The organism is Streptomyces sp. NPDC096310 (genome assembly GCF_044763125.1).
Lineage (GTDB): Bacteria > Actinomycetota > Actinomycetes > Streptomycetales > Streptomycetaceae > Streptomyces.
Window position 1 is genome coordinate 79,900 of the sequence record NZ_JBIWFO010000004.1, and the last position, 24,220, is coordinate 104,119.

Consider the following 24,220-nt stretch of genomic DNA (forward strand, 5'->3'; position numbering starts at 1 on the left):
GGTCACAGCGAGTCGGCCTCCGGACGGGGTGTCGTGCCGGCGTCGGCCTTGGCGCCGGCGTCGGCGGGCAGTTCGTCGCCGATCAGCCCCTCGCCGTCCAGGCTGGGCTGCTGCACCAGCTTCTCGCGGCGGGTGAACCAGACGGACGCGAAGAGCAGACCGCCGACCACCAGGGTGGCCAGGGCGTACTGCTGGGCGCCGCGGAAGTCGGACGGGATCATGAAGATGCAGAGTTCCAGGACGAGCCAGATCACCGCCCCCGCCACGACCGGCTTCTCCCACTTGCCGAGCTGGAAGTCGCCCGGGGCGGGTGTGTACGTACGGCGGGTGAAGATGAAGAGCGTGACCGTTCCCGCGTACAGGATGGCGGGCATCAGTGTGCCCGCGCCGAGGAGCTGCGGCAGCGCGTCGGCGTTGCCGGAGAAGACCGCGACGATGGCGATGGACGCGAGGGCGACGGTCAGGGTGGCCCAGGTCGGGCCGCCGGTGGGACGGGGCACCTGGCTGAGCGTCTCGGAGAACGGCAGGCGTCCGTCACGGGCCATGGAGTGCACGAGGCGGCTGTTGCTCACCATGATGACCAGGCCGCAGGCGAAGATGGCGATGCAGACGACGACCAGCATGGCGGTGGCCACGGCGCCGCCGACGGTCGACTCGATGATGGAGGCGACGGGCGCCGAGTCGGCGGTGAGCGCGGCGACGTTGTCACCGACGCCCGCGGTGATCACGATGAGGAAGAGCATGCCGATGCCGCCGCTGAGCAGGATGGCGCGGACCATGGCCTGCGGGACGACCTTCTTGGGGTTGTGCGTCTCCTCGGCGAGGTTGGCGGCGGACTCCCAGCCGACCAGGGTGAAGGCGCCGAGCAGCGCGGAGAGCATGAACGGGCCGAGGAAGCCGTAGTACCCGTCCGCCGGGATCGTGCCGTACGAGCCGAGATTGCTCCAGTCGCCCTTGCCGAAGAAGAGGACGGCGCCCGCGATCAGCACGGTCAGCCCGACCATGGCGATCACCTCGGCGCCCACCGCCATGTTGTTGACCTTGGTGGTGATGGGGGTCGACCAGATGATCAGCGACATCTGGAGGAGCAGGACGACGACGGTGCCGATGGCGCCGCCGGTCGCGGTGTACGTGATGTCGAACAGCGGGAAGAGCGCGACCTGCGTCAGCCCGTAGTCGACCGCGACGACGACGATCGCGAGGAACGCGAACGACACCCAGCCGAACCACCAGCCCAGCACGGGTGAGGCGAGCCGGCTGGCCCACTGGTAGCTGTAGCCGGAGATCGGGATACGGCTGGCGAGCATGCCGTACACGAGGGCGACGAGGACGGTGCCGAGGGTGACCAGGGGCCAGGTCCAGATGCCGGCGGGGCCCGCCGAACCCAGCACCGTGCCGTAGGTGGTGAAGAGGCCGGTGGTGATGGAGATGAAGGAGAAGGCGACGGCGAACGACTCGAAGCGGCTGAGCGTACGGGCGAACTGCGGCTTGTAGCCGGTGGCATGGCCGTCCACGGCGGACGCGGCGGCGACCGCGGCGGCGGTGGCCGGGTCGGCGCTCCCGGTGTCCGTGGCCGAGGCGGCCGAACCGGCGGGGGTCGCGGAGGACGCAACCGACGCGGCGGCGTTTCCGTCAGTTCTTGTGGATGCGCCGGGGGTGAGAGGGGACACCGCAGCGTTTTCCGCCGGTGTGGGAGACTGGGGCACGATCGACTCCTTTACGTTGATAGGTGGGGATTTCGGTCATGGTCAGGTGACGTAGCCGCGTCACCTGACCGCTTTTCCGCAGGTACTCGGGGGTTCCGCATGCGTTCGGCGCTGGTTCCGCGGATACTCGCGTCGACCGCATGCGCGCGCGTTGTCCGCATTCCGCATTCCGCCCTAGGCGACGACGACCACACCACCGGAGCGCTCCATGCCCGATTCCAGCGTCGGGGAGGGACGGGCATCGGTGATCAGCCCGTCGACATCCTCCAGACCGCAGACGCGGTACGGCGCCACGCGGCCGAACTTGCTGGAATCCGCGAGGATGTACGAGCGGACGGTGTTGGCGAGCATCACCCGCCGCGTGGCCACCTCGTCGAGGTGGAAGTCCGTCAGCCCGGCCGAGGCGTCCACCCCGCCGGAGCCGAGGAACGCCACATCGGCGCGGATGTCCGCGAAGAACGCCAGCGCCTGCGCGTTGGAACAGGCGAGATCGCCCGATCGCAAACGGCCGCCGCTGACCAGGACTTCGACATGCGGGCGGCCGGCCAGTTCGGCGGCCACCAGCAGCGAGCACGTGGCGACGATGCCGCGATGGTCGGCGGGGAGCGCGCGGGCCACCTCCACCGCCGTCGTCCCGATGTCGATCACCACGGTCTGGCCCGGACGTATCAGCGCCGCCGCGGCGGCCCCGATGGCCACCTTGGCCCGCCGGTCCATCCCGGACCGCTCGTCGAACGGCGCTTCCTCGCCGAACCCGCCCGCCGTGTTGGTCGCCCCGCCGTGCACCCGCACCAGCAGGCCGCGGCGTTCGAGGGTGACCAGATCGCGGCGGACCGTCTCCTGGGAGACGTCCAGCATGCGGGAGAAGTCCTCCGTGGAGACGATTCGCTGGGCGCGCAACGCCTCACAAATACGGCGATGCCGCTCAGCTGGCAGCACGGCGAATGCCCGTTCCTGTGGATTGCTGACCGTTCACGAGGAAGAGTGTGGAGGGCGCCGTCGACGCACGTCAAGGCTCGTACAGCCCAACTGGCGCCTCGTAACCATGAATTAATCTCATAGGGGGCACAGCACCCCGGCGATCGCGGCACACCTACACCCCGGCACCTCGGCACCCCGGCATCTCGGCATCTCGGCATCTCGGCATCTCGGCACAGGAGAAGGGAGCGTCCCTTCGGGCAGAGGGGTTGCCCTCAGGGAGGTACGGGCGACCGTTCCCCCGGGCGTCGCCCGTCGGTAAGGGTGAGGGCGAGATGAGAGCATCGAGGCACACCCGCGAAGAAATACAGGGCGACGGAAGGCACGGAGGGCGTGGACGCGCCCGGCCTCCCGCCCGCGCCCTGTCCCCGGAGCCGTCGTCCGGTCCGCGGACGATGCCCTCCGATCCGGCCGCTCTGTCCTACGTCCAGTCCACCGCGGGCAACGCCGTCGCGATACAGATGCTGCGCGGCGACGGACGGAGCTCCGCCACGCAGCCGACCGTCCAGCGCGTGCCCACGGAAGAGGCGGCGCCCGCGGAGCCACGATCGGTGTTCCATTTCGATTCGGACTCCGAGACGGAATCGGAGTCGGAGTCCGCCTCCAAAACCGAGACGCCCGAGCCGGACAACCAACTGCCCTACCACAAAAGCCTGAGGGCGCTACGGACGGTGATCCGTAAGGGCATGATCGCGCCGGAGGCGCGCGACAAGAAGTGGACCGTCAAGGCGAAGATCGATCCCGGTGCGTCCTGGACGAGCAGCGAGTTCCGCGACGAGGGCGAGGTGGGACACGTCTGGCTCGAAGTCACCTCCCCGCTCGGCGACTCGACGGAGTTCGGGTTCTACCCGCAGACGCCCTCCCCCCTCCTCAGCGTTCCCGGGGAGATCATCTGCCCCGACCGGCACGGGGGCGACAAGGAGCAGAAAACCGCGAGCGTGGGGCTCGAACAGGTACTGCGGGGATACCACGCGGCGTTCGCCAGGAAGGACGCCAAGTACAACTTCACGATGTACAACTGCGCGAGCTTCGCCTCCGACATCTGGGAGGCCATGACCGGCAGGCCGCTGCCGAACGGCCTGATCATCTCCAACCCGGCATCCGCCTCGGATTCGATCAAAACCGAACGTGATCTGCGCAAGGTGTACGGCGACCGGAAGAACGAGGGGACCGAGGATCTGATCGAGATGCTGAGTTCCGGTCTCATCCCGCCGGCCATGTGAGACGGTACGCCGCGCGGTCGATCCCCTGCGACCACTGCCGCTTGGCCGACGTCACCTGACCGATATCGCGTGGTCGGGCCGGTCAGCTCCGGTGGGCGGCCGGCGGGAGTACGTCCTCCAGCTCCCGCAGCAGCGTGCGCTTCGCGCGGGCGCCGACCATCGACTTCACCGGCTCGCCCGAGCGGAAGACCATCAGCGTCGGCATCGCGAGGACGCCGTACCGCGCCGTGGTCGCCGGATTGTCGTCCACGTCGAGCTGGACGATCCTGATCCGGCCACGCTCCTCCTCGGCCACGGCGCTCAGGACGGGCGCGATCTGGCGGCACGGCGGACACCAGTCGGCGGTGAACTCCACCAGGACCGGCAGGCTCGCCTCCCCCAGGACCTTCTCGTCGAAGTCCGTGTCGGTCACGGAGTCGACACCCTCGATCTGGATCATTCCTCGTCCCCTTCGTTCACTTCTCATCCTCGTTGCTCATTTCTCGCCGCCGCCGTTCCCGTCGTTGCCGCGTTCCCGTCGTTCCCGTTCACTCGTCCACGGGTACGGCCGTCATCTCGCACAGCGGCTCCGTCTCCGCCCTGAACGCCTCGGCGCGCGCGAGCTGTTCGCCCACGTGGGCCCGTACGGAAACGAGCTGGTCGATCAAGCCGTCCAGTTCGGTCAGCTTGCGCCGGTACACGTCGAGCGAGGCGGGGCAGGAGTCCCCGGCCGGATGCCCGGCGCGCAGACACTCGACGAACGGCCGCGTCTCCTCAAGATCGAACCCGAAGTCCTGGAGGGTCCTGATCTGCCGGAGGAGCCGCAGATCGCTCTCGTCGTACGCGCGGTAACCGTTCACCGCACGCCGGGCGGGCAGCAGCCCGCGCGACTCGTAGTACCGCACGGCCCGGGTGGTGGTCCCGGCCCGCTTCGCCAGCTCACCGATGCGCATGACGCCGACCGTAGTCCTTGACGCCGACGTCAAGGCAAAGCCCGGGCGAGGAAGGGACGGGAGCGGGTCCGGACCATTGACGACCGGCCGGGGCGCCGCTACAAGACGTACTGACAGCACTGAGAGCGCTCTCATCCCTCGTGGCGCCATCGCCTGAGCCGTCACCCGAACCATCGCCTGAGCCCATCCCCGCACCATCCGTACCGGAGGTGTTCCTTGAGCACGAGCCACATAAGACGCACGTCCCGCACGCCCGTCCTCGCCGCGCTCATCGCCTTCGTCGTCGCCCTGGCGGGCTTCGTCGGGGTCACCGGCGCCGGTCCCGCACAGGGTGCCATCCCGCCCGCGCCCGGCTGGACCCTCCAGTGGAGCGACGACTTCAACGGCGCGGCCGGCGCCTCGCCCTCCGCCGCCAACTGGCAGATCGACACCGGTCACAGCTACCCCGGCGGGCCCGCCAACTGGGGCACCGGCGAGATCCAGAACTACACCGCGACCCCCGGCAATCTCGGCCTCGACGGCAACGGCAACCTCCGGATCACCCCGCTGCGGGACGGCGCGGGCAACTGGACCTCGGCCCGGATCGAGACCCGGCGCGCCGACTTCAAGGCTCCGGCGGGCGGCACGCTGCGCATGGAGGGCCGCATCCAGATGCCGAACGTGACGGGCAACGCCGCGCTCGGCTACTGGCCCGCGTTCTGGGCGCTCGGCTCCCCGTACCGGGGCAACTACTGGAACTGGCCGGGCACCGGTGAGTTCGACATCATGGAGAACGTCAACGGCCTCAACTCGGTCTGGGGCGTGCTGCACTGCGGTGTGAACCCGGGTGGCCCCTGCAACGAGACAACAGGGCTCGGCGCCAGCAGGGCCTGCCCCGGGTCGAGTTGCCAGTCCGCCTTCCACACCTACCGCTTCGAGTGGGACCGCTCGACCACCCCGAACCAACTGCGCTGGTACGTGGACGACCAGCTCTTCCACTCCGTCAGCCAGAATCAGATGGACGCCGCGTCCTGGTCCGACATGACCGACCACGCCGGGTACTTCATCCTCCTGAACGTCGCGATCGGCGGTGCGTTCCCCGACGCGCTCGGCGGCCGGACACCGACCGCCGAGACCGTCCCCGGCCACCCGATGCTCGTCGACTACGTGGCCGTCTGGACCAGCGGCGGCGGCTCGCCGCCCACCGATCCGCCCACCGATCCGCCGACCGATCCGCCGACCGATCCGCCGACCGGATCCGCCACGCTGTACGCACGTACGGGCGGCGGCCTCGGCGACTCCACCGGCTCCGCCGCCACGGCGACGATCGCCTCGGCCGGCGGCGCCAACCACGACGGCACGGTGAACAACCCGCAGGTCTTCACCTCCGGCGCCATCACCCGGACGTACAACGGCGGCGCCACCCAGTTCGACCTCTTCGTGGACGCGGGCACGTCGGTCGCCAACGGCCAGCAGGTGAGGGTGAGTTACGACCGTACGGGCGACGGCACCTGGGACCGTACGGAGACGTACCAGTACTTCGCCACAGACCCTGTCGCCGGGTACGAGCACTACACCCAGGCGAAGGGGCTGAAGTCGGCCACCGGATCCCACGGCGACCTGGTCAACGGCAAGGTGCGCATCGAGGTGTGGAACGCCATCGGCAACGGCGCGAGCACGCTCGGCATCGGCAACCAGTCGGTGGTACGTATCCCGTTCGGCTGACGCGAACGCAAACAGGAATGAGTACGGGTACGGGAACGGGAACGGCGAAGAACCGTACTCGTACCCGTCCCCGTACCCATACCCGTACGGCGTTCGCCGAGCCGACGTTTCCCCGACCGGTCAGGGGGTGACGAGGACCTTCAGGGCCTCGCGCTGGTCCATGGCGCGGTATCCCTCGGGGGTCTCCTCCAGGGTGACGGTGCGGTCGAAGACACGGCCGGGTTCGACGGTGCCGTCCAGGACGGCGGGGAGCAGTTCGTCGATGTAGGCGCGTACGGGGGCCGGGCCGCCGGTGAGGGTGACGTTCGGGCCGAAGAGGCTGCCGAAACCGACGGGGGCGTCCTCGTACTGGGGGACGCCGACCCGGCTGATGACGCCGCCGGGGCGGACGGCGCCGATCGCCATCTCGTAGGCGGGCATGTGGCCCACGGCTTCGAGTACGGCACGGCTGCCCTGGCCGCCGGTCAGTTCGCGGACCTTGGCGATACCCTCCTCGCCGCGTTCCGCGACGACATCGGTGGCGCCGAAGAAGCGTCCGAGGTCGGTACGGCTCCTGTGGCGGCCCATGAGAATGATCCGTTCGGCTCCGAGCAGCTTGGCGGACAGGACGGCGAGCAGTCCGACGGCGCCGTCCCCGATGACGGTGACGGTGTCGCCGTCACGCACCCGGGCCTGGTGGGCGGCGTGGTAGCCGGTGCCGTAGACATCCGCGAGCGTCAGCAGCCCGGGCAGCAACGCCTCGTCGACGCCGTTGGGGAGCTTGACCAGGGTGCCCTGGGCCTGGGGAACACGGACGGCCTCGGCCTGGCAGCCGCCGACACCGGCGGCGAAGAAACCGCCCTTGGGACAGGAGGTGTGCAGGCCCTCGCGACACAGCTCGCAGGTGTTGTCGGCGTAGGCGAACGGCGAGACGACCAGGTCGCCACGGTGAAGGCCGGTCACCTCGGAGCCGACCTCCTCGACGGTGCCGAGGAACTCGTGCCCCATGGGCGCGGGCCCGTCGGCGGCCGTCATGGTGTGGTACGGGTGCAGGTCGCTGCCGCACACACAGGACCGTACGACTCGCACGATCGCGTCGGTGGGCTGCTCGATGACCGGGTCGGGGGCGTCCTGGACGCGTACGTCGCCGGCTTTGTACATGAAGGTGGCCCGCATGGGGACGACTCGCTTTCTTCTCGTGCTCGTGGCTCGTGGCTCGTGGGCGGCCTCGGCGGCGGTGTCGAAGGAGAGGGTGGTGTCGACCACCGGACGTATCCGCCCATCGGCGGCGCCGGACCGGAGTGGACACCGCGCCGGATCCCCGTACCACGCGACGTCCGGCCGACGGTGTGGCGGTGCCAGGCGGTACGCGCACCTGATTCCCGACCCGGCGATTTCCTTCTCCGGCCCTTCGGAGCCGCCCATTCGGCGGCGTCCATTCACCGGCATCCAGGCACCGGCCGACCAGTCGGCCGGCCAGTTGTACGGCAGGTCTCCACGTGTTCCGCTCCCAGGCTCGCACTCGCACGCCACCGTGGAGAGGAGAGTTTCCTCCCAGGAAAAGACCACCCGGGAAGGGACATCCCTCCTCGCACGAAAGGCTCTCTCTCACACACTGGGGGCCCGAGTCCGACACCGCATCTCAACCGGCTGGGCGTGCTCCTCAACGCGCGCCGGTCGGAGCTGAGCCCGTGGAGCGCTCCGCTCCGGAGCTCAGGACCTCGCCGGGTTCACCTTCGTGACCCTGCCCTTGCTGTCGGCCTCCAGATAGCCGCCGCCGTACGCGTTCGTGAGGTAGAGCGTCAGGCCCGCCGACGAGCCGAAGAGCGCGTTCGGCTGTCTGATCAGGAGATAGCGCGAGGTCGGCTTGTCGACGTTCAGGTCCTCCGCCGCCCGCTTGAGCAGCGCGGGACCGCGTCCCAGTCGAACGCGTCCATGCTCACCGGCAGCTGGCCGTCGCTCATGGCCGGGAGCATACGAGACGTCGGCACCGGGCCGATGGGTGGCCGGGTCCTACTGGTCGGCGCCACCGTGTTCCTTCTGCGCGGCCACCTCGAACTGCTCTTACGCCCCCTCGGCCTCGACGAGCTCATGCTCGCCCCGGCCTCCTCCCATGCGTATCCCCCGATCCGCAGCGGCCCCGCAGGGGCGATGGCGTCAGGCGCCTGCGCGTCCACGCCCGCGCCTGGCGTTTGATGGCCGCCGGGATGAGGGCGCCGCTGACAGGGGTGCACTGCCCGGTGGCGTGTTGGGCACCGCGGGCCCGCCCCCTCCCTGATCCGATGATCGCGGTTCCGGGCCGGGCGTCAAGGGCGCTCCTGCGTCGCGTCGGCTCCGCCGATGTCGCTGCGCTCCACCCTTGACGCCCGCCCCTGCACCGCTGAAAAAGGCAGAGGGGAGGGGGCGGGGGGAAGGGTCCACTGAGAAACACCTCTGTTCCGCCGGCGGGTTGCAGGCCGCCGGGCAGGTTCGCCCTGCGGGGCACGCGGCAGTGGTGTGGGGTGGTGGCGGCTTTCGTCAAGCGTCTACCGACCGGATGCTGGCCGGGGCTCATGCCCCGCTGGTCACCCGCCGTGGGTGGAGAGGCCAGGTGGCCTCGGGCCAGGTGTGACGTGTGGGGCGGGAGTGGTGCCCAGAGGGGGGTGCATGGACCGAAAGTCCCGGATAGCGGAGCTTTCAGTACTCACGAATGGAACAACGGGCACCCAGTACCCCATCCCGACAGGCCACCGCCTGAACCCGCACCCGCCACCGCACAGTGACCAGCGGGGCATGAAGCCCAACCCCTGTCCGGTCGGTAGACGCTTGACGAAAGCCGCCACCACCCCACTCCACGACCGCGTGCCCCGCAGGGCGAACCGGCCCGGCAGCCTGCAACCCACCGACGGAACAGACGTGTTTCCCAGTGGACCCTTCCCCCCCGCCCCCTCCCGAAAAAGCTCTCCCAGCGGCGCAAGGGTGCGGGTCAAGGGTGGAGCGCAGCGACATCGGCGAAGCCGACGCGACGAAGGAGCGCCCTTGACGCGCACCCTGGAGCCGCGATCATCAGAGCTGGAGGGGGCGGACCGCCCGCCATGAAACACCCCCGGCCCACCCCGACAGGCACCGCCCGAACCCGCACCCAACAGACGCACCCCAACCCCGCCCCAAACCCCCGCCTCCACTCCCTCCCGTCACAGCTCCAATACCGCGCGGTAGCGCGCGCGTCCGTGGCGTACGTGGTCGAGTGCTTCGTCCATGCGCGCGGCGGGGAACGACTCCACCTCCGGCGCGATGCCGTGGCGCGCCGCGAAGTCGAGCATCTGCCGGTTCTCCGTCGGTGAGCCGGGGATGCCGCCCACCAGTTTCTTCTCGCCCGGCAGGAGGCTCAACGGGCCGGCGCTGATGGCGCCGTGCGGGACGCCGACGATGCTCAGTGTCCCGTGCGGGCGCAGGGTCGCGAGGTAGGCGTCCCTTGGCAGGTCGCCCGTGGCGGTCGAGAGGATGAAGTCGAACGACTCCGTGATGCGGTCGAGCCCTTCGCTCGCCCCGTAGAACGCGTGCGCGCCGAAGCGCCGGGCGTCCGCCTCCTTCTCCGGGGTCGAGGAGATGGCCGTGACGTGGCAGCCCCACTTCGCGAGGAACTGGATCGCGAGGTGGCCGAGGCCGCCCACACCGACCACGGCGACCCGGTCCGTCGGGCGGACTCCGTGCCGCAGCAGGGGCGCGAACACCGTCACGCCCGCGCACAGCAGGGGCGCGGCCTGTGCGGAGCCGATGGCGTCGGGGAGGGGACAGACGTGCCGCCAGTCGCTCGCGCGTACCTGGGTGGCGAACCCGCCTCCCTCACCACGGAGCACCGTCCGGTCCTTGGTGGGGCAGAGGTACTGCCGTCCGCTGAGGCACCATTCGCAGGCGAAGCACGACCCCGCGACCGCGCCGACGCCCACGCGCTGCCCGATCGCGAGCCGCGTGCCGTCGACCGCGCTGCCCAGGGCCTGGACGATGCCGACCGCCTCGTGCCCCGCGACGATCGGGTATGCGGTGACGCCGTGTGCGTCGTCGATCATGTCCACGTCCGTGCGGCAGACGCCGCAGTGGGTTACGGCGACCTGGACCTCCAGCGGGCCCAGGGGTGCCGGCTCGTACTCCCGTATCCGCTCCGTGCTGACGCCACGCGCCGCCGTCTCCTCGACGCGGCCACGGCCGATTTCGCCGCCCATGGCATCGCCGGCGCCGGCGTCGACCGCATCTCGGCCGCCGCAGGCGTCAACAAGGCGCAGCTCTATGCCTACTTCGGCGACAAGCTCGCCCTCTTCGGCGCGGTCTTCGGCGCGCACGCCGGTGCCGTCGTGGACGCCGTACCGTTCACCGCCGACGATCTCCCCGGCTACGCCCTGGGGCTGTACGACGAGTGTGTCCGGCGGCCCGAGCTGGTCAGGCTGGTCACATGGGCACGGCTCGAAGGCGTGAGCACCGAGAACCGGGGGATCAACACCCCGGCGGGCGCCGCCAAGCTGCGGGCGATCGGCGAGGCGCAGCGCGACGGCCTCGTCCTCGCCTCGGTCGCCCCGCAGGATGTGCTCGCGCTGCTGATCTCCATGGCGCTGACCTGGTCGTCCGCCGGCCTGTCCGGCGCGGCGGCGGAGGACGCGCCGCCCGCCGAGCACGAGCGGCGGCGGCAGGCGCTGGCCGAGGTGGTGGCCAGGGCCTTCGTCCTGTGACGGCGGGTCGGCGCGGCGGCGCGGCCTGCGCACCGGGCCCTATCGGGCGATGTACGGGACGGTGTGCGGAGTGATGACGGTGATGCCCGCGCCCGAGCCGTCGCTCAGCGCGGCCAGCGCGGCCGGGGCCGCGTCCAGCGGGATGGACGTGGACACCAGAAGGTCGGGGCGGAGGATGCCCGCGTCGATCTGGCGCATCATCTCCGGGTAGGCGTGGGCGGCCATGCCGTGGCTGCCGAGGATTTCGAGTTCGCGGGCGACGACGTGGGCCATCGGTACGGGCGTACGGTCCGCCGGGAGCAGGCCGACCTGTACGTGCCGGCCCCGGGTGCGCAGCCCCTGCACGGACGCCGCGCAGGTCGCCGCCGAACCGAGGGTGTCGAGGGAGACGTGCGCGCCGCCGCCCGTCGCCGCCTGTACGGCGGAGGCCGTATCGGGGGCGGAGGCCGCGTTCACGCACACCGAGGCGCCGAACTTCCTGGCCAGCTCCAGTGCGCCCGGGGCGACATCGACGGCGACCACACGTGCGCCCACCGCCGCGGCGATCATCACGGCGGAGAGGCCGACCCCGCCGCAGCCATGGATCGCGACCCATTCGCCGGGGCGGGTACGGCCCTGGGCGACGACGGCGCGATAGGCGGTGGCGAAGCGGCAGCCGAGGGCCGCCGCCGTGGCGTACTCCAGGGTGTCGGGGACGGCGACGAGGTTGGTGTCAGCGCGGGGCACGGCGACGTACTCCGCGAACGATCCCCAGTAGGTGAACCCGGGCTGTTCCTGGCGCTCACAGACCTGCTGGTCACCGGCGGCGCAGGCCGCGCACGTACCGCAGGCGCAGACGAAGGGGACCGTGACCCGGTCCCCCACCCGCCAGTTCGCGACGGATGCCCCCACCGCCACCACGCGCCCGGCGAGTTCATGGCCGGGCACATGGGGCAGGGCGATCCCTTCGTCGTGGCCCATCCAGCCGTGCCAGTCGCTGCGGCACAGGCCGGTCGCCTCGACCCGTACGACCACACCGGCCGGTGCGGGCTCCGGGTCGGGAACGTCCCGTACCTCGGGCAGCCGCCCGAACTCCTCGAACACCACGGCCCGCACGCGCACCACTCACCTTCCCGATGGTCCCGGACGCCCATTGGACCACCCGGAGCCGCCGCCGCGTCGTGCCGCAGGATGAGCGGTGGGGCGGTGCGCCCGGGAAATGAGGTGGACGTGGCGTACGCGTGCTGGTTACGGTGCCGACATGTCCAGTCCTGAGGCGTCAAGACTCTAGCCACCGGCCGTCCGGTGGCGAGTCCGCGTGTGCCCGGCCGTGGTGCCGGCGCGCCTCCATGTGCCCCGTACACCCGTACATCTGCACATCCGTACACGTCGTATCGATGTGTACATGTGTCGCTCTGTATATCTGTGTCGCTCTCTATACCTGTGTCGATACGTACGGGCGCTTTCGCGACTCCCGCATCTCCACACCTCACCGGATCCGCCGGGCCCCCGCGCATCCGCCGTTCTTCGGCCGGTGCGCGATGACGTGCGGTCATTTCCACGCTTTCCACTATGTGGTGACGGAGTCTCGCTGTGCCTTTCGCTCTCTACCTGCTCGGACTGGCGGTTTTCGCCCAAGGGACGTCCGAGTTCATGCTCTCCGGCCTCGGGCCGGACATCGCGCGCGATCTACAGGTGTCCATTCCGGCCGCCGGCTCGCTGACCTCGGCGTTCGCCGTGGGGATGGTGGTCGGTGCGCCGTTGATGGCGGTGGTGAGCCGCCGCTGGTCGCGGCGGCGCGCGCTGCTGTTCTTTCTGGTCGCCTTTCTGGTCGTCCATGTCGTCGGGGCGCTCACCACGAGCTATGCGGTGCTGCTCGTCACGCGGGTCGTCGGGGCGCTGGCCAATGCCGGGTTTCTGGCGGTGGCGCTGGTGACGGCGGTCGGGATGGTCGACCGTACGAAGACGGGGCGGGCCACCTCGGCGCTGCTCGGCGGTGTGACCATGGCGTGTGTCGTGGGTGTGCCCGCGGGTGCGGTGCTGGGGCAGCTGTGGGGGTGGCGCTCGGCGTTCTGGGCGGTGGCCGTGGTGTCGGTGCCGGCCGTCTTCGCGATCCTGCGGGCCCTGCCGCCGTCGAGTGCCGCTCCGGCTGCGGGCTCGACCGGGGGTGTCGGTGCTCCGGGTGCCGGTGGCGGGGGTGGCGATGCCCGGGGGGTCAGTGTGCGGGCGGAGCTTCGGTCGCTGCGCGAACCGCGGCTGCTGGTCACGTTGGTGCTGGGCGCTCTGGTGAACGGCGCCACGTTCTGCACGTTCACCTATCTGTCCCCTCTGGTCACCGGCGTCACCGGGCTCGGCACGGTGTGGGTGCCCGTGATGCTGGCGCTGTTCGGGGTGGGCTCGTTCGTCGGGGTCACCGTCGGGGGCCGGATCGCCGATGTGCGCCCGGTGCCGCTCCTGGTGGCGGGCGGCCCGGCGCTGGTGGTCGGCTGGGGCGTTCTCGCGGTGACAGCGGGGAGCCCGGCGGCGGTGACGGTGCTCGTCCTTGTCCAGGGGGCGCTGTCGTTCGCGGTCGGGTCCACCCTGGTTTCGCGGGCGCTGTACGCGGCGACGGGTGCGCCGAGCCTGGCGGGCGGGTTCGCGACGGCGGCCCTCAACGTGGGCGCGGCCGCCGGGCCGTGGTGCGGCGGGCTCGCCATCGCGGCGGGGCAGGGTTTCCGCGCGCCGGTGTGGGTGAGCGCGGGGCTGGTGGCTCTGGCGCTCACCACGGCGGGTGCGGGCGTGGCCGTGGCGAGGGTGGTGGCCCGGCGCCGTACCGCCGCCGGGTTGTCAGCGGCGCGGTACGGCGGACGGGAGTACGTCTGACCGTCTGACGGGTCGTCCAGCCAGGGGCGGGCCCTGCCGTCGCGTTCGGCACCGAAGGGGGTTTCGGTGCCGAGGCGTGTCGAGCCGCCGAAGACGACGGCCGCCCATGAGCGGCTGCGGGGAGACGGCCCGTGCGCCCGCCGTGACGATCACACGGTCGTCCGGCACCTCGCCCGGCCGGTACTGAGGGTCACTTGTAGATTGAAGCAGGACCCGGCCCCTCGCAGGGAGACTTGGCGCCTACTCGCCAAGCACCCCCTCCGGCGATCGGCGGTTCAGACGCCGGGGCCGCTCAGCCGGAGGAGCCTGAGGACGTTGTCCGTGCGGGTGCCCGGCTCGCCGTCCGGGCCGGCCTGGACACGTTCGTACTCTTCGCTGAGCGCTACCTCCCACTGGCCTTCCGGGAGTTCGAGGGAGGCCAGGACCTCCTCGGGGGTGGGGAGGTGGACGTGCGTCGGCGGGTTCGCCTCCCAGGTCGGGAAGCCCGCGTGGCCGACGACCAGCAGTGTGCCGCCCGGGGCCACGGCCGCCGCGGCGGAGCGCAGGATCCGTTCGCGGGGGAAGTCCTCGGTGGGCGCGTGCAGGAACTGGGCCGAGACGAGGTCGAAGCCGCCCTCCGGGAAGGTCGCCGTGAGGTCGTGCCACTGCCAGTCGATACGGTCGGCCACCCCCGCCTCCGTCGCGTGCCTGGCGGCGCGGCCCAGCGCGACGCGGGAGATGTCGGTGGCCGTGACGTCCCAGCCGCGCTCCGCGAGCCAGACCGCGTCGGCCCCCTCGCCGCAGCCCAGTTCCAGGGCGCGGCCGGGCGTCAGACCGGTGGTCTCACGGACCAGTACGGCGTTGGGGTTGCCGCTCCAGATGCGTTCGCTGATCTCGTAGCGGCTGTCCCAGAACTCCTCGTGGGACATGCCCGGGGCGATGGTGCGGTGGTCCTGCATGCGTGTGGCTCCTCTGGGTCGTCACAGCGGGGAGAAGGAGTGGAGAGAGAAGGGGTGGGTCGGGATCAGGGCGAGGTGGGCCGCGACGGGGCCGTTACGCGCTGTGCGCGAGGGTCCGGCGCCCTGCGAGCGCGCGGTCGGTCTCCTCGGTGATCAGGTCGGCGTTGAGCGCTGTCGCCGCGCGTACGGCCGCCGCGGCGGCCCCGATGACGGTCTCCGCCATGCCGGTGACATTGCCGGCCACCCACACCCCCGGTACCGATGTCGCGCCGGACGCGTCGGACGGCACGGTGGCGCCGATCACCTCTCCGGCCAACTCCTCGTCGGCCACCTCCAGGCCGAGCCCCTTGAGGAAGCCCGCGCGTGCGGTGAAGCGCGGCCCGGTCACCAGGGCGGTGCGGGGGATCACCCGGCCGCCGGCCAGGGTCACGCCGGTGAGCCGGTCGCCGGTCACCTCAAGGGCGGCCACCTCGCCCTCGACCACGGCGACGCCCCGGGCCGCGAGCCGCTCGTACTCCTCGTCGGTGGGTTGCGGCCCGGTGTGCAGGAACAGGGTCACGTCATCGCTCCACTGACGCCACATCAGCGCCTGGTGGACGGCGACCGGACCGGTGGCGAGGACGCCGATCGGCTGGTCGCGGACCTCCCAGCCGTGGCAGTACGGGCAGTGCAGGACATCGCGCCCCCAGCGCTCGGCCAGCCCGGGGACGGGAGGCAGCTCGTCCACCAGGCCGGTGGTCACCAGCAGCCGGTCCGCCTCGACCGCGGTGCCGTCGGCGAGGACGACGCGGAAGCCTCCCGCACGGGACGGCCCGGCCGGGGACTCCGGATCCGGGGCCGGGGCCGCCGCGTCCTGGGCCGGGAGGCGTTCGGCCGCGACCACCTCGCCCTCCAGGATCTCGGCCCCGTACGCCGTCGCCTCCTCCCGGCCCAGGGCCAGCAGTCGCGCCGGGTCCGTCCCCTCGCGCCCCAGGTAGTTGTGGATGTGGGACGCGGGGGCGTTGCGCGGCCGGCCCGAGTCGATCACCAGTACCGAGCGGCGCGCGCGGGCCAGGGTCAGGGCGCCGCTGAGTCCCGCGGCACCTCCCCCGATGACCACGACTTCGTACCGCCGTGCCCGCCGGGGCGGTTCCATCCGTCCCTGTCGCTCGTTCCGGCCCTGTCGTTCGTTCTGCCGGTGTTGTTCGTGCCGTCCCTGTCGCTCGTGCTGTCCGTGTCGCTCGTTCCGGCCGTGTCGCGCCGTCGCACCCTGCGGCCCGGTCGCGCCGTGTGGCTCAGTCATGTGCACTACCTCCGTTCACCGGAGATGGTCCGCCCTCGCCCGATAATCCGGCAAACATACTTGCCGATACAGCAAAAAATATGAGGACGGCGACTCATCGCCATTTGCCCCATAGCAGGCATATCCCCGGCGGGCCTGAGGTACGTATCCCTCGTTCCGCGAACCCGCTCAGAACACCGACGCGCCCGTGCTGGAGTACGTGATGACCGAGACCGGTACGACCGGTACGACCCCGACCTGCCCGTTCGACTTCAGCGAGGGCCTGGAGTTCGACCCCTCGCTAGCGGAGCTGATGAGCCGGGGGCCCGTCACCCGGATCCGGCTGCCGTACGGCGACGACGACGCCTGGCTCGTCACCGACTTCGACGAGGTACGGCAGGTGACGACGGACCAGCGGCTGAGCCGGGCCGGTGTGGTGGGGCGCGACTATCCGCGGATGACCCCGGAGCCGATGGTCTTCGCCGAATCGCTCAATGTGCTGGACCCGCCCCGCTCCACCCGGCTGCGCCGACTGGCCTCCCAGGCATTCACGAAGAGCCACGTGGACCGGATGCGGCCCGCCGTCGAGGGCGTCGTGGACCGGCTGCTCGACGCCATGGCCGAGCAGGGGCCGCCCGCCGATCTGGTGCGCCATCTGTCGGACGAGCTTCCGCAGCAGACCATCTGCTCGCTGCTCGGGATCGCACCCGCCGACCGGCCGGCCATGCAGCGGCACGCCCACAGCCTGCTGTCGACGGCGCCGGACAAGGCGCGGGACGCCGCCGACGCCAAGCGGGAGCTGCGCGCGTACTTCAGCGGGCTGGTCACCGAGCGGCGGCGCGCCCCGGGTGACGACCTGATCAGCGCCCTGGCCACCGCGAAGGACGGCGACGACGTCTTCGACGACCAGGATCTGGCCGTCATGTCGATGACCCTGATGCTGAGCGGCCACGACACGGCGACGTGCGAGATCAGCAACATCGCTTTTCTGCTGCTCACCCGACCCGAGCTGATGGAGCGGGCGCGCGGCGGCGCGGAGAGCCTGTCCCGGCTGCTGGACGAACTGCTCCGCTACATCCCGTTCCGCAAGGGCGTCGGCCTGCCGCGCATCGCGCTGGAGGACGTGGAGCTGGGCGGGGTGACGATCAGGGCGGGCGACTACGTCCAGGTCGCGTATCTGACGGCCAACCGCGATCCGAAGCGGTTCCCGGAGCCGGATGTCATCGATCCGGACCGCCCGACGACCCCGCACATGACGTTCGGCTGGGGCGGCCACCGCTGCATCGCCGCCCCGCTGGCGATGGTGGAGCTGGAGGCGACGTTCACGGGGCTGCTGGCGCGCTTCCCCGAGCTGCGGCTGGCGGCGCGGGCCGAGGACCTGACGTGGGACACGGAGACCATCCGGCGCTTCCCGCACGCGCTGCCGGTCGCCTGGTAGCCAACTGGGCGGGGTCAACCGACCGGAGTCAACCGGGCGGGGTCAACTGCCGGAGTCAGCCGGCCGGCGGGCGCGGGGCCCGCGTCCCGTCCCGCCCGGCCATCAGTGAGCGCAGGATCAGCTCCAGCCCGTACTCGAAGCGCTCGTCGAAGGTCGTCTCCGTCAGGTGCGGCGCGCTCCGGCTCAGCTCGGGGTACTCCCCCGAGGCGAGGGCCCTCGCGAGGCGGGCGGAGATCCCGTCCGGGGCCGCCTGCTCCTCCTGCGTCAGCCCGAGCACGTAGTAGACGAGGGTGAAGCAGGCCCAGACCGCCTCGCGCTCCGGGAGCCCGCCCGCGCGCAGCGCCGCGACCATCGCCTCGGCGCTGCGCAGTGTCGCGGGCTCCGCCGCGTACGTACCCGCCACGACGGCGGCCCCGTCACGGTGTGCGAGCAGCGCGCGGCGGTAGCGGTGGGTCAGTTCGCGCACCCGGTCCTCGCCGGCCTCCGGCAGCCCCTCCAGGGACATTCCCGCGACGATCGCGTCCGCCATCAGCTCCAGCAGTCCGGCCTTGGTCTTCACGTGCCAGAGCACGGTGTTCATGCGGACGCCCAGCCGGTCGGCGACCGCGCGCACCGAGACCGCGTCGGCGCCCTTCTCCGCGAGCAGTTCCAGTGCGGCGTCCGCCACGGCGGCGGGGTCGAGCCGGGTCCGGCGGGGATCACCCGGTTGCTTTTTGGTCACTGACCTAGTCTACTCGTGACGAGATTATTGGTCAGTGACCAGGATGCGAGGGGAACCATGGGGAACCGAGTACGGACCGGGGAAGAGGTGATCGTCGTCGGCGGCGGCCCGGTCGGGCTGTGGCTGGCGGCGGAGCTGCGGCTCGGCGGCGTGTCCGTCACCGTGCTGGAGGCGCGGGAGGCCAGGGGCCCGCACTCCAGAGCGCTCACCGTCCATCCGCGCACCATCGAGAACCTGGCCTTCCGCGGGGTCGCGGAGCCCTTCCTCGCGGAAGGGGTACGGATCCCGCGCGGGCACTTCGGCGGGCTCCGGGAGCTGATGGACTTCTCGGCGCTGGAGACACCGTTCCCGTTCACCCTGGCCATCCCCCAGGCCCGTACGGAGGAGCTGCTGGAGGCGCACGCACGGGCGGCCGGGGCGCGGATCCTGCGCGGTCACCGGGTGACGGGGCTCTCCCAGGAGGCGGACACGGGGCCGGGTCCGGTGACCGTGCGGGTGGCGGGGCCCGATGGTCCCTACGCGCTGGAGGCGTCGTACGTCGTCGGCTGCGACGGCACCCGCAGTACGGTACGCACCGCCGCGGGCATCGCCTTCCCCGGCAGCGACGCCACCGTCTGGGGGTGGCTCGGTGATGTGGTGCTGGACGATCCGCCCGCGGAGGTGGGCCTCAGTGTGTCGGGCCCCCGGGGCGGGCTGCTCGCCGTGCGGCTCCCCGGCGGGCTGCACCGCTTCGTCGGCATCGCCCCGGAGGGCATCGGGGCCGCCCCGGCCGGTGACCCCACGCTGGAGGAGCTGCGCGCCACGGTCACAGCGGTCACCGGGCGGGACTTCGGTATGCGCGACCCGGTCTGGCTCTCCCGGTTCGGCAACGCGACCCGGCAGGCCGCGCGCTACCGGGCGGGGCGTGTGCTGCTCGCGGGCGACGCCGCGCACATGCACTTCCCGGCCGGCGGTGTCGGGCTCAACGTGGGCCTCCAGGACGCCACCAACCTGGGGTGGAAGCTGGCCGCGACCGTCCGGGGCACGGCGCCCGCGGCCCTGCTGGACAGCTACCACGACGAGCGGCACCCGGTCGGGGCCGAGCTGCTGGAGAGCACACGGGCGCAGACCGCCCTCATAACGGCGTTCTCGGCCGAGGGGCAGGCGCTGCGCGCGTTCATCGGGGGGCGGATCGCGTCCGTACCGGCCTTCTCGAAGGATCTCGCCGAGCGGCTGTCCGGGCTGGCCGTGGCCTATCCGCCCGCGCCGGGCGGAGCCGCGCACCCGCTGACCGGGCGCCGCGCCCCCGATCTGGCGCTCGACCTGGACCGTACGGGCTCAGGCGGGGCGGCCGGGACGGTCGGTCTCTTCACGCTGCTGCGCGACGGCCGGTACGTCCTGCTCGACCTCACCGACGCCGGACCGGGAGCCGACCTCGCCCCCGACCCAGAAGCCGGCCCCGGCCCCGCCGCCGGGGTGGGCGCACCCGACGTGCCGTCCGGCACCGTCCCGTACCGCGCCCGCCTCGCCTCCGCCCACCCCGGCTGGACCGGCGTCCGCGCGGCGCTCGTACGCCCCGACGGCCATGTGGCCTGGGCGGCCGGTGCCGCGCTGCCCGCACCCCGCTGAGCGCCACGGAGCCCCACCGAGCCCCACAGCACAGCGGACCGGCCCGTACGGAAGGCGTCTCCGTACGGGCCGGTCTTTCGCGCGGCCGGGGTCGATGGTGAGTGGGGGGTGCCCCCGGCCGAGGTTCTTCCTACCGGATGGGGGTCAGACGCCCGCCTTCTCGCCGTCGCGCGGCGCGGGTGCCGACGCCTTCGGCGCGGCGTCCCCGGCCGTACCGTCGCCGTCGTCGCCCGCGTCGTCCTGGCCGCCACCGTGACCGTCGTCCACGAGCGTCTTCTCGTCGAACGGCCGGTTGCCCGCCAGGACCTCGGCGACCTGGGCCTTGTCGATCTCCTTCGTCCACGTACCGATCAGTACGGTGGCCACCGCGTTGCCCGCGAAGTTCGTCATCGCGCGCGCCTCGCTCATGAAGCGGTCGATGCCGACGATCAGGCCGACACCGTCGACCAGCTCGGGACGGTGCGACTGGAGCCCGCCGGCCAGGGTCGCCAGACCCGCGCCGGTGACACCCGCCGCGCCCTTCGACGCGATGATCATGAAGAGCAGCAGCGAGACCTGCTCCCCGATCGACAGCGGGTTGCCCATCGCCTCGGCGATGAAGAGCGAGGACATCGTCAGGTAGATGGCGGTGCCGTCGAGGTTGAAGGAGTAGCCGGTCGGCACGGTGATGCCGACGACGGGCTTGCTGACACCCAGGTGCTCCATCTTCGCGATGAGACGCGGCAGCGCCGACTCGGAGGAGGAGGTGGAGAGGATCAGCAGGAACTCGCGGCCCAGGTACTTCAGCAGCGAGAAGATGTTCATGCCCGCGACCAGGCGCAGCAGCGCGCCGAGGACCAGGAAGACGAAGAGCGCACAGGTGACGTAGAAGCCGATCATGATCATCGCGAGCGACTTCAGCGCGTCGATGCCCGTCTCGCCGACCACTGCGGCGATGGCGCCGAAGGCACCGACCGGGGCGGCCCACATGATCATGGCGAGAATCCGGAAGACCAGGCGCTGGATGTGTCCGACCCCGCGCAGGATCGGCTCGCCCGACTTGCCCATCGCCTGGATCGCGAAGCCCGCGAGCAGGGCGATCAGCAGGGTCTGGAGGACCGAGCCCTCGGTGAAGGACGAGACCATCGTCTTCGGGATGATGCTGAGGAGGAAGTCCGCGGTGGACTCGCTCGCGCCTTCGGCCTGGGCCGCGCCCGCGCCCTTGCTGGCCTCCGTGATGTGGAGTCCCGCGCCGGGCTGCAGGATGTTGCCGACGATCAGCCCGATGGCGAGCGCGGCGGTCGACATCACCATGAAGTAGCCGAGTGCGAGCCCGCCGACCGCGCCGACCTTGGCGGCCTTCCTGACGGATCCGACACCGAGCACGATGGTGCAGAAGATGACCGGCGAGATCATCATCTTGATGAGGTTGACGAAGCCGGTACCGAGCGGCTTCAGCTCGACGGCCACCCCGGGAGCCGCGAAGCCCACCGTGATGCCGAGCAGTACGGCTGCGATCACCGCTATGTACAGAAAGTGGGTACGGTCCCGCTTTGCTGCGGCCACGGGTCCTCCTTGACTCGTCCCTGCGATTCCCCCGTCCCTGTCCGAGGGGTCCCGGTGACTATCCACCACCGTGTGACACCGGTCACCCTTACGTTCATTTCGTTCATATGAATCAGGCCAGGCATTCTTGTTTCATGCATCTGCCCCGCCCCCGCAGTCTCGCCGCGCAGCTCTTCGCGATGCAGGTCTTCCTGGTCGCGGCCGTCGTCGTGGGGTGCTCGTTCTTCGCGTACGTGACCAGCCGTACCCATGCGGACGAGACCGCACGCAAGCAAGTTCTGGCCACCGCGCACGCGCTGGCCGACTCGCCGTCGGTGCGGGAGGCCATCCGAACGCCGGATCCGAGCGCCGCGCTCCAGCCGTACGCGGAGCGGGTCCGGCATGACACGGGCCTCGACTTCATCACGATCATGAACCCGGACGGCATCCGCTGGACGCACCCCGACCCCGGGCAGATCGGTCAGCGCTTCCTGGGCCGTACGGCGCCCGCACTGCACGGCAGGACGTTCACGGAGACGTACACGGGCACGCTCGGCCCCTCCATACGGGCGGTGGTGCCCGTGCGGGACGGCGGCCGGATCACCGGTCTGGTCAGCGTCGGGATCACCGTGCAGCGGATCTCCAGCGAGGTGACGCAGCAGGTCAGGGTGTTGGCGCTGGCGGCGGGGGCGGCTCTGGCTCTGGGCGGGCTCGGTACGTACGTGGTCAACGCGCGGCTGCGCCGGCACACCCACGGGATGAACGCGGCGGAGCTGAGCGCGATGCACGACTACCACCAGGCCGCGCTGCACGCGGTGCGCGAGGGGCTGCTGATGCTGGACGGCGGGCGCAGAATCGCGCTGATGAACGACGGCGGGCGGGAGCTGCTGGGGCTCGACGAGTCCGCCGTGGGGCGCCCCGTCGCGGAGCTGGGGCTGCCCGCGCCGCTGACGGGCGCGCTGCTCGCCTCGGAGCCGCGGGTGGACGAGGTGCATATGACCACGGACCGGATCGTGGTGGTCAACACGCGCCCGGTGGTCGGCGGGGAGCAGCGCGGTACGGTGATCACCTTGCGCGACCACACGGAACTCCAGGCGCTGTCCGGCGAGTTGGACTCGGAGCGCGGATTCACACAGGCGCTGCGCTCGCAGGCGCACGAGGCGGCCAACCGGCTGCACACGGTGGTGTCGCTGATCGAGCTGGGACGGGTGGAGCAGGCGGTGGAGTTCGCCACGGCGGAGCTGGAGCTGGCCCAGGAGCTCACGGACAAGGTCGTCGGGGCGGTCGCCGAGCCGGTGCTCGCCGCGCTGCTGCTCGGCAAGGCGGCGCAGGCCAACGAGCGGGGCGTCGAGCTGGTGCTCGCGGACGACAGCCGGATCGACGACGGGGTGCTGCCGCCGACGCTGCCGGCCCGTGACCTGGTGACCATCCTGGGCAATCTGATCGACAACGCGGTGGACGCGGCGCAGGGCGGCGAGGGCGCGCGGGTGACCGTGACGGCGCTGGTGGACGGTGACGAGCTGCTGCTCGGTGTACGGGACACCGGGGCGGGGGTCGATCCGGACGACCGGGACGAGGTGTTCCAGCGCGGCTGGTCCACCCGGGGCCCCGGGCGCGGGCTCGGGCTCGGGCTCGTACGGCAGGCGGTGCACCGCGCGCGCGGGACGGTGGAGCTGGCGCGCGGCGCGGAGGGCGGCGCGGAGTTCACCGTACGGCTGCCACTGGGCCCGCGGCCGGGCCGTACGGAGGGGTCGGCGGACCGTACGGACGCGTCACCGGACGGCACGGACCCGTCACCGGACGGCACGGGCCCGTCGTCGGACCGTACGGACCCGTCGTCGAACGGTACGGACGCGTCGGCGGCCGGCGCCCCGGCCCGCTCCACGGAGGTGGACCGGTGAGTGCGCTGATCCCCACGGGCCCGGTCGGACCGCCGATCCGGGTGCTGGTCGTCGAGGACGACCCGGTCGCGGCCGACGCGCACCAGCTCTACGTGGGCCGGGTGCCCGGCTTCGCGGTCGCGGGCGTCGCCCACTCGCGCGCGGCGGCGGGGCGGCTGCTGGACCGCACCGAGATCGATCTGATCCTGCTCGATCTCTACCTTCCCGACGGGCACGGCCTCCAGTTGCTGCGCAGTCTGCGCGCCGCCGGGCACCACGCGGACGTCATCGCGGTCACCTCGGCGCGCGATCTCACGGTGGTACGGGAGGGCGTCTCGCTCGGTGTCGTCCAGTACGTCCTGAAGCCCTTCACCTTCGCGACGCTGCGCGACCGGCTCACCCGGTACGCCGAGTTCCGCGCGGCGGCGGGCGAGGCCAGCGGCCAGGAGGAGGTGGACCGGGCGCTGGGCGCGCTGCGGGCGCCGCAGCCGTCCTCGCTGCCGAAAGGGCTGAGCGCGCCGACGCTGGAGGCGGTGACCCGGACGCTGCGCGGCTCGGCGACCGGACTGACAGCCAGCGAGATGGGCACCGAGGTGGGCATCTCGCGGATCACCGCGCGCCGCTATCTGGAACATCTGGTGACCAACGGGCGGGCGGTACGCAGTCCACAGTACGGACAGGTGGGGCGGCCCGAACTCCAGTACCGCTGGCTGCCCGCGTCCCGCTGAGCGCGCGACCCGGCCCGCTCCGCGCCGGGGGTCACGCCGGGGGGAGCCAACTACTG

General features: G+C 71.5%; 19 protein-coding genes. 8 read left to right on the forward strand and 11 right to left on the reverse strand.

Going from position 1 to position 24,220, the window contains the following annotated elements; all coding sequences use genetic code 11:
* Positions 1-2: 2 nt before the first annotated feature.
* Both ACIQ7D_RS11395 and ACIQ7D_RS11400 read right to left on the reverse strand, forming a co-directional pair.
* The gene (locus tag ACIQ7D_RS11395) at positions 3-1,706 is read right to left on the reverse strand and encodes an amino acid permease (RefSeq protein ID WP_403936223.1); all 1,704 of its coding nucleotides are present in this window, start codon (positions 1,704-1,706) and stop codon (positions 3-5) included.
* A gap of 174 nt (positions 1,707-1,880) precedes the next feature.
* On the reverse strand, positions 1,881-2,645 hold the full coding sequence (locus ACIQ7D_RS11400; RefSeq protein ID WP_403936225.1) for a DeoR/GlpR family DNA-binding transcription regulator: 765 nt from the start codon (positions 2,643-2,645) through the stop codon (positions 1,881-1,883).
* Between the two features lie 434 nt (positions 2,646-3,079).
* Here ACIQ7D_RS11400 and ACIQ7D_RS11405 point away from each other — a divergent pair, with 434 nt between their 5' ends.
* A complete protein-coding gene (locus tag ACIQ7D_RS11405) occupies positions 3,080-3,907 on the forward strand; it encodes a hypothetical protein (RefSeq protein WP_403936227.1) in 828 nt (275 codons plus the stop codon).
* Positions 3,908-3,989: 82 nt separating this feature from the next.
* On the opposite strand, the gene ACIQ7D_RS11410 is transcribed toward ACIQ7D_RS11405, so the two are convergent.
* Entirely contained in the window at positions 3,990-4,346 is a 357-nt protein-coding gene (locus tag ACIQ7D_RS11410; protein WP_403936229.1) for a thioredoxin family protein, read from the reverse strand.
* Positions 4,347-4,434: 88 nt separating this feature from the next.
* Positions 4,435-4,839: a MerR family transcriptional regulator gene (locus tag ACIQ7D_RS11415; protein ID WP_403936231.1), complete on the reverse strand. Its 405-nt coding sequence runs from the start codon at positions 4,837-4,839 to the stop codon at positions 4,435-4,437.
* 216 nt (positions 4,840-5,055) lie between these two features.
* Here ACIQ7D_RS11415 and ACIQ7D_RS11420 point away from each other — a divergent pair, with 216 nt between their 5' ends.
* The gene (locus ACIQ7D_RS11420; protein ID WP_403936232.1) at positions 5,056-6,543 is read left to right on the forward strand and encodes a glycoside hydrolase family 16 protein; all 1,488 of its coding nucleotides are present in this window, start codon (positions 5,056-5,058) and stop codon (positions 6,541-6,543) included.
* Positions 6,544-6,663: 120 nt separating this feature from the next.
* Here the strand turns inward: ACIQ7D_RS11420 and ACIQ7D_RS11425 are convergent, their stop codons facing one another.
* The gene (locus tag ACIQ7D_RS11425) at positions 6,664-7,698 is read right to left on the reverse strand and encodes an alcohol dehydrogenase catalytic domain-containing protein (RefSeq protein WP_403936955.1); all 1,035 of its coding nucleotides are present in this window, start codon (positions 7,696-7,698) and stop codon (positions 6,664-6,666) included.
* 1,997 nt (positions 7,699-9,695) lie between these two features.
* Entirely contained in the window at positions 9,696-10,571 is an 876-nt protein-coding gene (locus ACIQ7D_RS11430; protein WP_403936234.1) for an NAD(P)-dependent alcohol dehydrogenase, read from the reverse strand.
* Here ACIQ7D_RS11430 and ACIQ7D_RS11435 point away from each other — a divergent pair.
* A complete protein-coding gene (locus tag ACIQ7D_RS11435) occupies positions 10,554-11,225 on the forward strand; it encodes a TetR family transcriptional regulator (RefSeq protein WP_403936236.1) in 672 nt (223 codons plus the stop codon). The genes ACIQ7D_RS11430 and ACIQ7D_RS11435 overlap by 18 nt on opposite strands.
* Positions 11,226-11,264: 39 nt before the next feature.
* Here the strand turns inward: ACIQ7D_RS11435 and ACIQ7D_RS11440 are convergent, their stop codons facing one another.
* A complete protein-coding gene (locus ACIQ7D_RS11440) occupies positions 11,265-12,320 on the reverse strand; it encodes a zinc-binding dehydrogenase (protein WP_403936238.1) in 1,056 nt (351 codons plus the stop codon).
* 477 nt (positions 12,321-12,797) lie between these two features.
* On the opposite strand from ACIQ7D_RS11440, the gene ACIQ7D_RS11445 reads away from it, so the two are divergent.
* Positions 12,798-14,066: a Cmx/CmrA family chloramphenicol efflux MFS transporter gene (locus ACIQ7D_RS11445; RefSeq protein WP_403936240.1), complete on the forward strand. Its 1,269-nt coding sequence runs from the start codon at positions 12,798-12,800 to the stop codon at positions 14,064-14,066.
* Positions 14,067-14,341: 275 nt separating this feature from the next.
* Here the strand turns inward: ACIQ7D_RS11445 and ACIQ7D_RS11450 are convergent, their stop codons facing one another.
* Both ACIQ7D_RS11450 and ACIQ7D_RS11455 read right to left on the reverse strand, forming a co-directional pair.
* Positions 14,342-15,004, reverse strand: coding sequence for an SAM-dependent methyltransferase (locus ACIQ7D_RS11450; RefSeq protein WP_403936242.1), 663 nt, complete (start codon positions 15,002-15,004; stop codon positions 14,342-14,344).
* A 94-nt stretch (positions 15,005-15,098) separates the two neighbouring features.
* A complete protein-coding gene (locus ACIQ7D_RS11455; RefSeq protein WP_403936244.1) occupies positions 15,099-16,139 on the reverse strand; it encodes an NAD(P)/FAD-dependent oxidoreductase in 1,041 nt (346 codons plus the stop codon).
* 349 nt (positions 16,140-16,488) lie between these two features.
* On the opposite strand from ACIQ7D_RS11455, the gene ACIQ7D_RS11460 reads away from it, so the two are divergent.
* Positions 16,489-17,703: a cytochrome P450 gene (locus tag ACIQ7D_RS11460; protein WP_403936246.1), complete on the forward strand. Its 1,215-nt coding sequence runs from the start codon at positions 16,489-16,491 to the stop codon at positions 17,701-17,703.
* Between the two features lie 55 nt (positions 17,704-17,758).
* On the opposite strand, the gene ACIQ7D_RS11465 is transcribed toward ACIQ7D_RS11460, so the two are convergent.
* Entirely contained in the window at positions 17,759-18,424 is a 666-nt protein-coding gene (locus ACIQ7D_RS11465) for a TetR/AcrR family transcriptional regulator C-terminal domain-containing protein (protein ID WP_403936248.1), read from the reverse strand.
* Between the two features lie 57 nt (positions 18,425-18,481).
* Here ACIQ7D_RS11465 and ACIQ7D_RS11470 point away from each other — a divergent pair, with 57 nt between their 5' ends.
* Complete coding sequence (locus ACIQ7D_RS11470; protein WP_403936250.1) at positions 18,482-20,032, forward strand: FAD-dependent monooxygenase; 1,551 nt, start codon at positions 18,482-18,484, stop codon at positions 20,030-20,032.
* A 144-nt stretch (positions 20,033-20,176) separates the two neighbouring features.
* Here the strand turns inward: ACIQ7D_RS11470 and ACIQ7D_RS11475 are convergent, their stop codons facing one another.
* Complete coding sequence (locus tag ACIQ7D_RS11475; RefSeq protein ID WP_403936252.1) at positions 20,177-21,577, reverse strand: cation:dicarboxylate symporter family transporter; 1,401 nt, start codon at positions 21,575-21,577, stop codon at positions 20,177-20,179.
* Positions 21,578-21,711: 134 nt separating this feature from the next.
* Here ACIQ7D_RS11475 and ACIQ7D_RS11480 point away from each other — a divergent pair, with 134 nt between their 5' ends.
* A complete protein-coding gene (locus ACIQ7D_RS11480; RefSeq protein ID WP_403936254.1) occupies positions 21,712-23,457 on the forward strand; it encodes an ATP-binding protein in 1,746 nt (581 codons plus the stop codon).
* Positions 23,454-24,164: a response regulator gene (locus tag ACIQ7D_RS11485; protein WP_403936255.1), complete on the forward strand. Its 711-nt coding sequence runs from the start codon at positions 23,454-23,456 to the stop codon at positions 24,162-24,164. The genes ACIQ7D_RS11480 and ACIQ7D_RS11485 overlap by 4 nt, the downstream gene beginning before the upstream one ends.
* Positions 24,165-24,220: the final 56 nt, after the last annotated feature.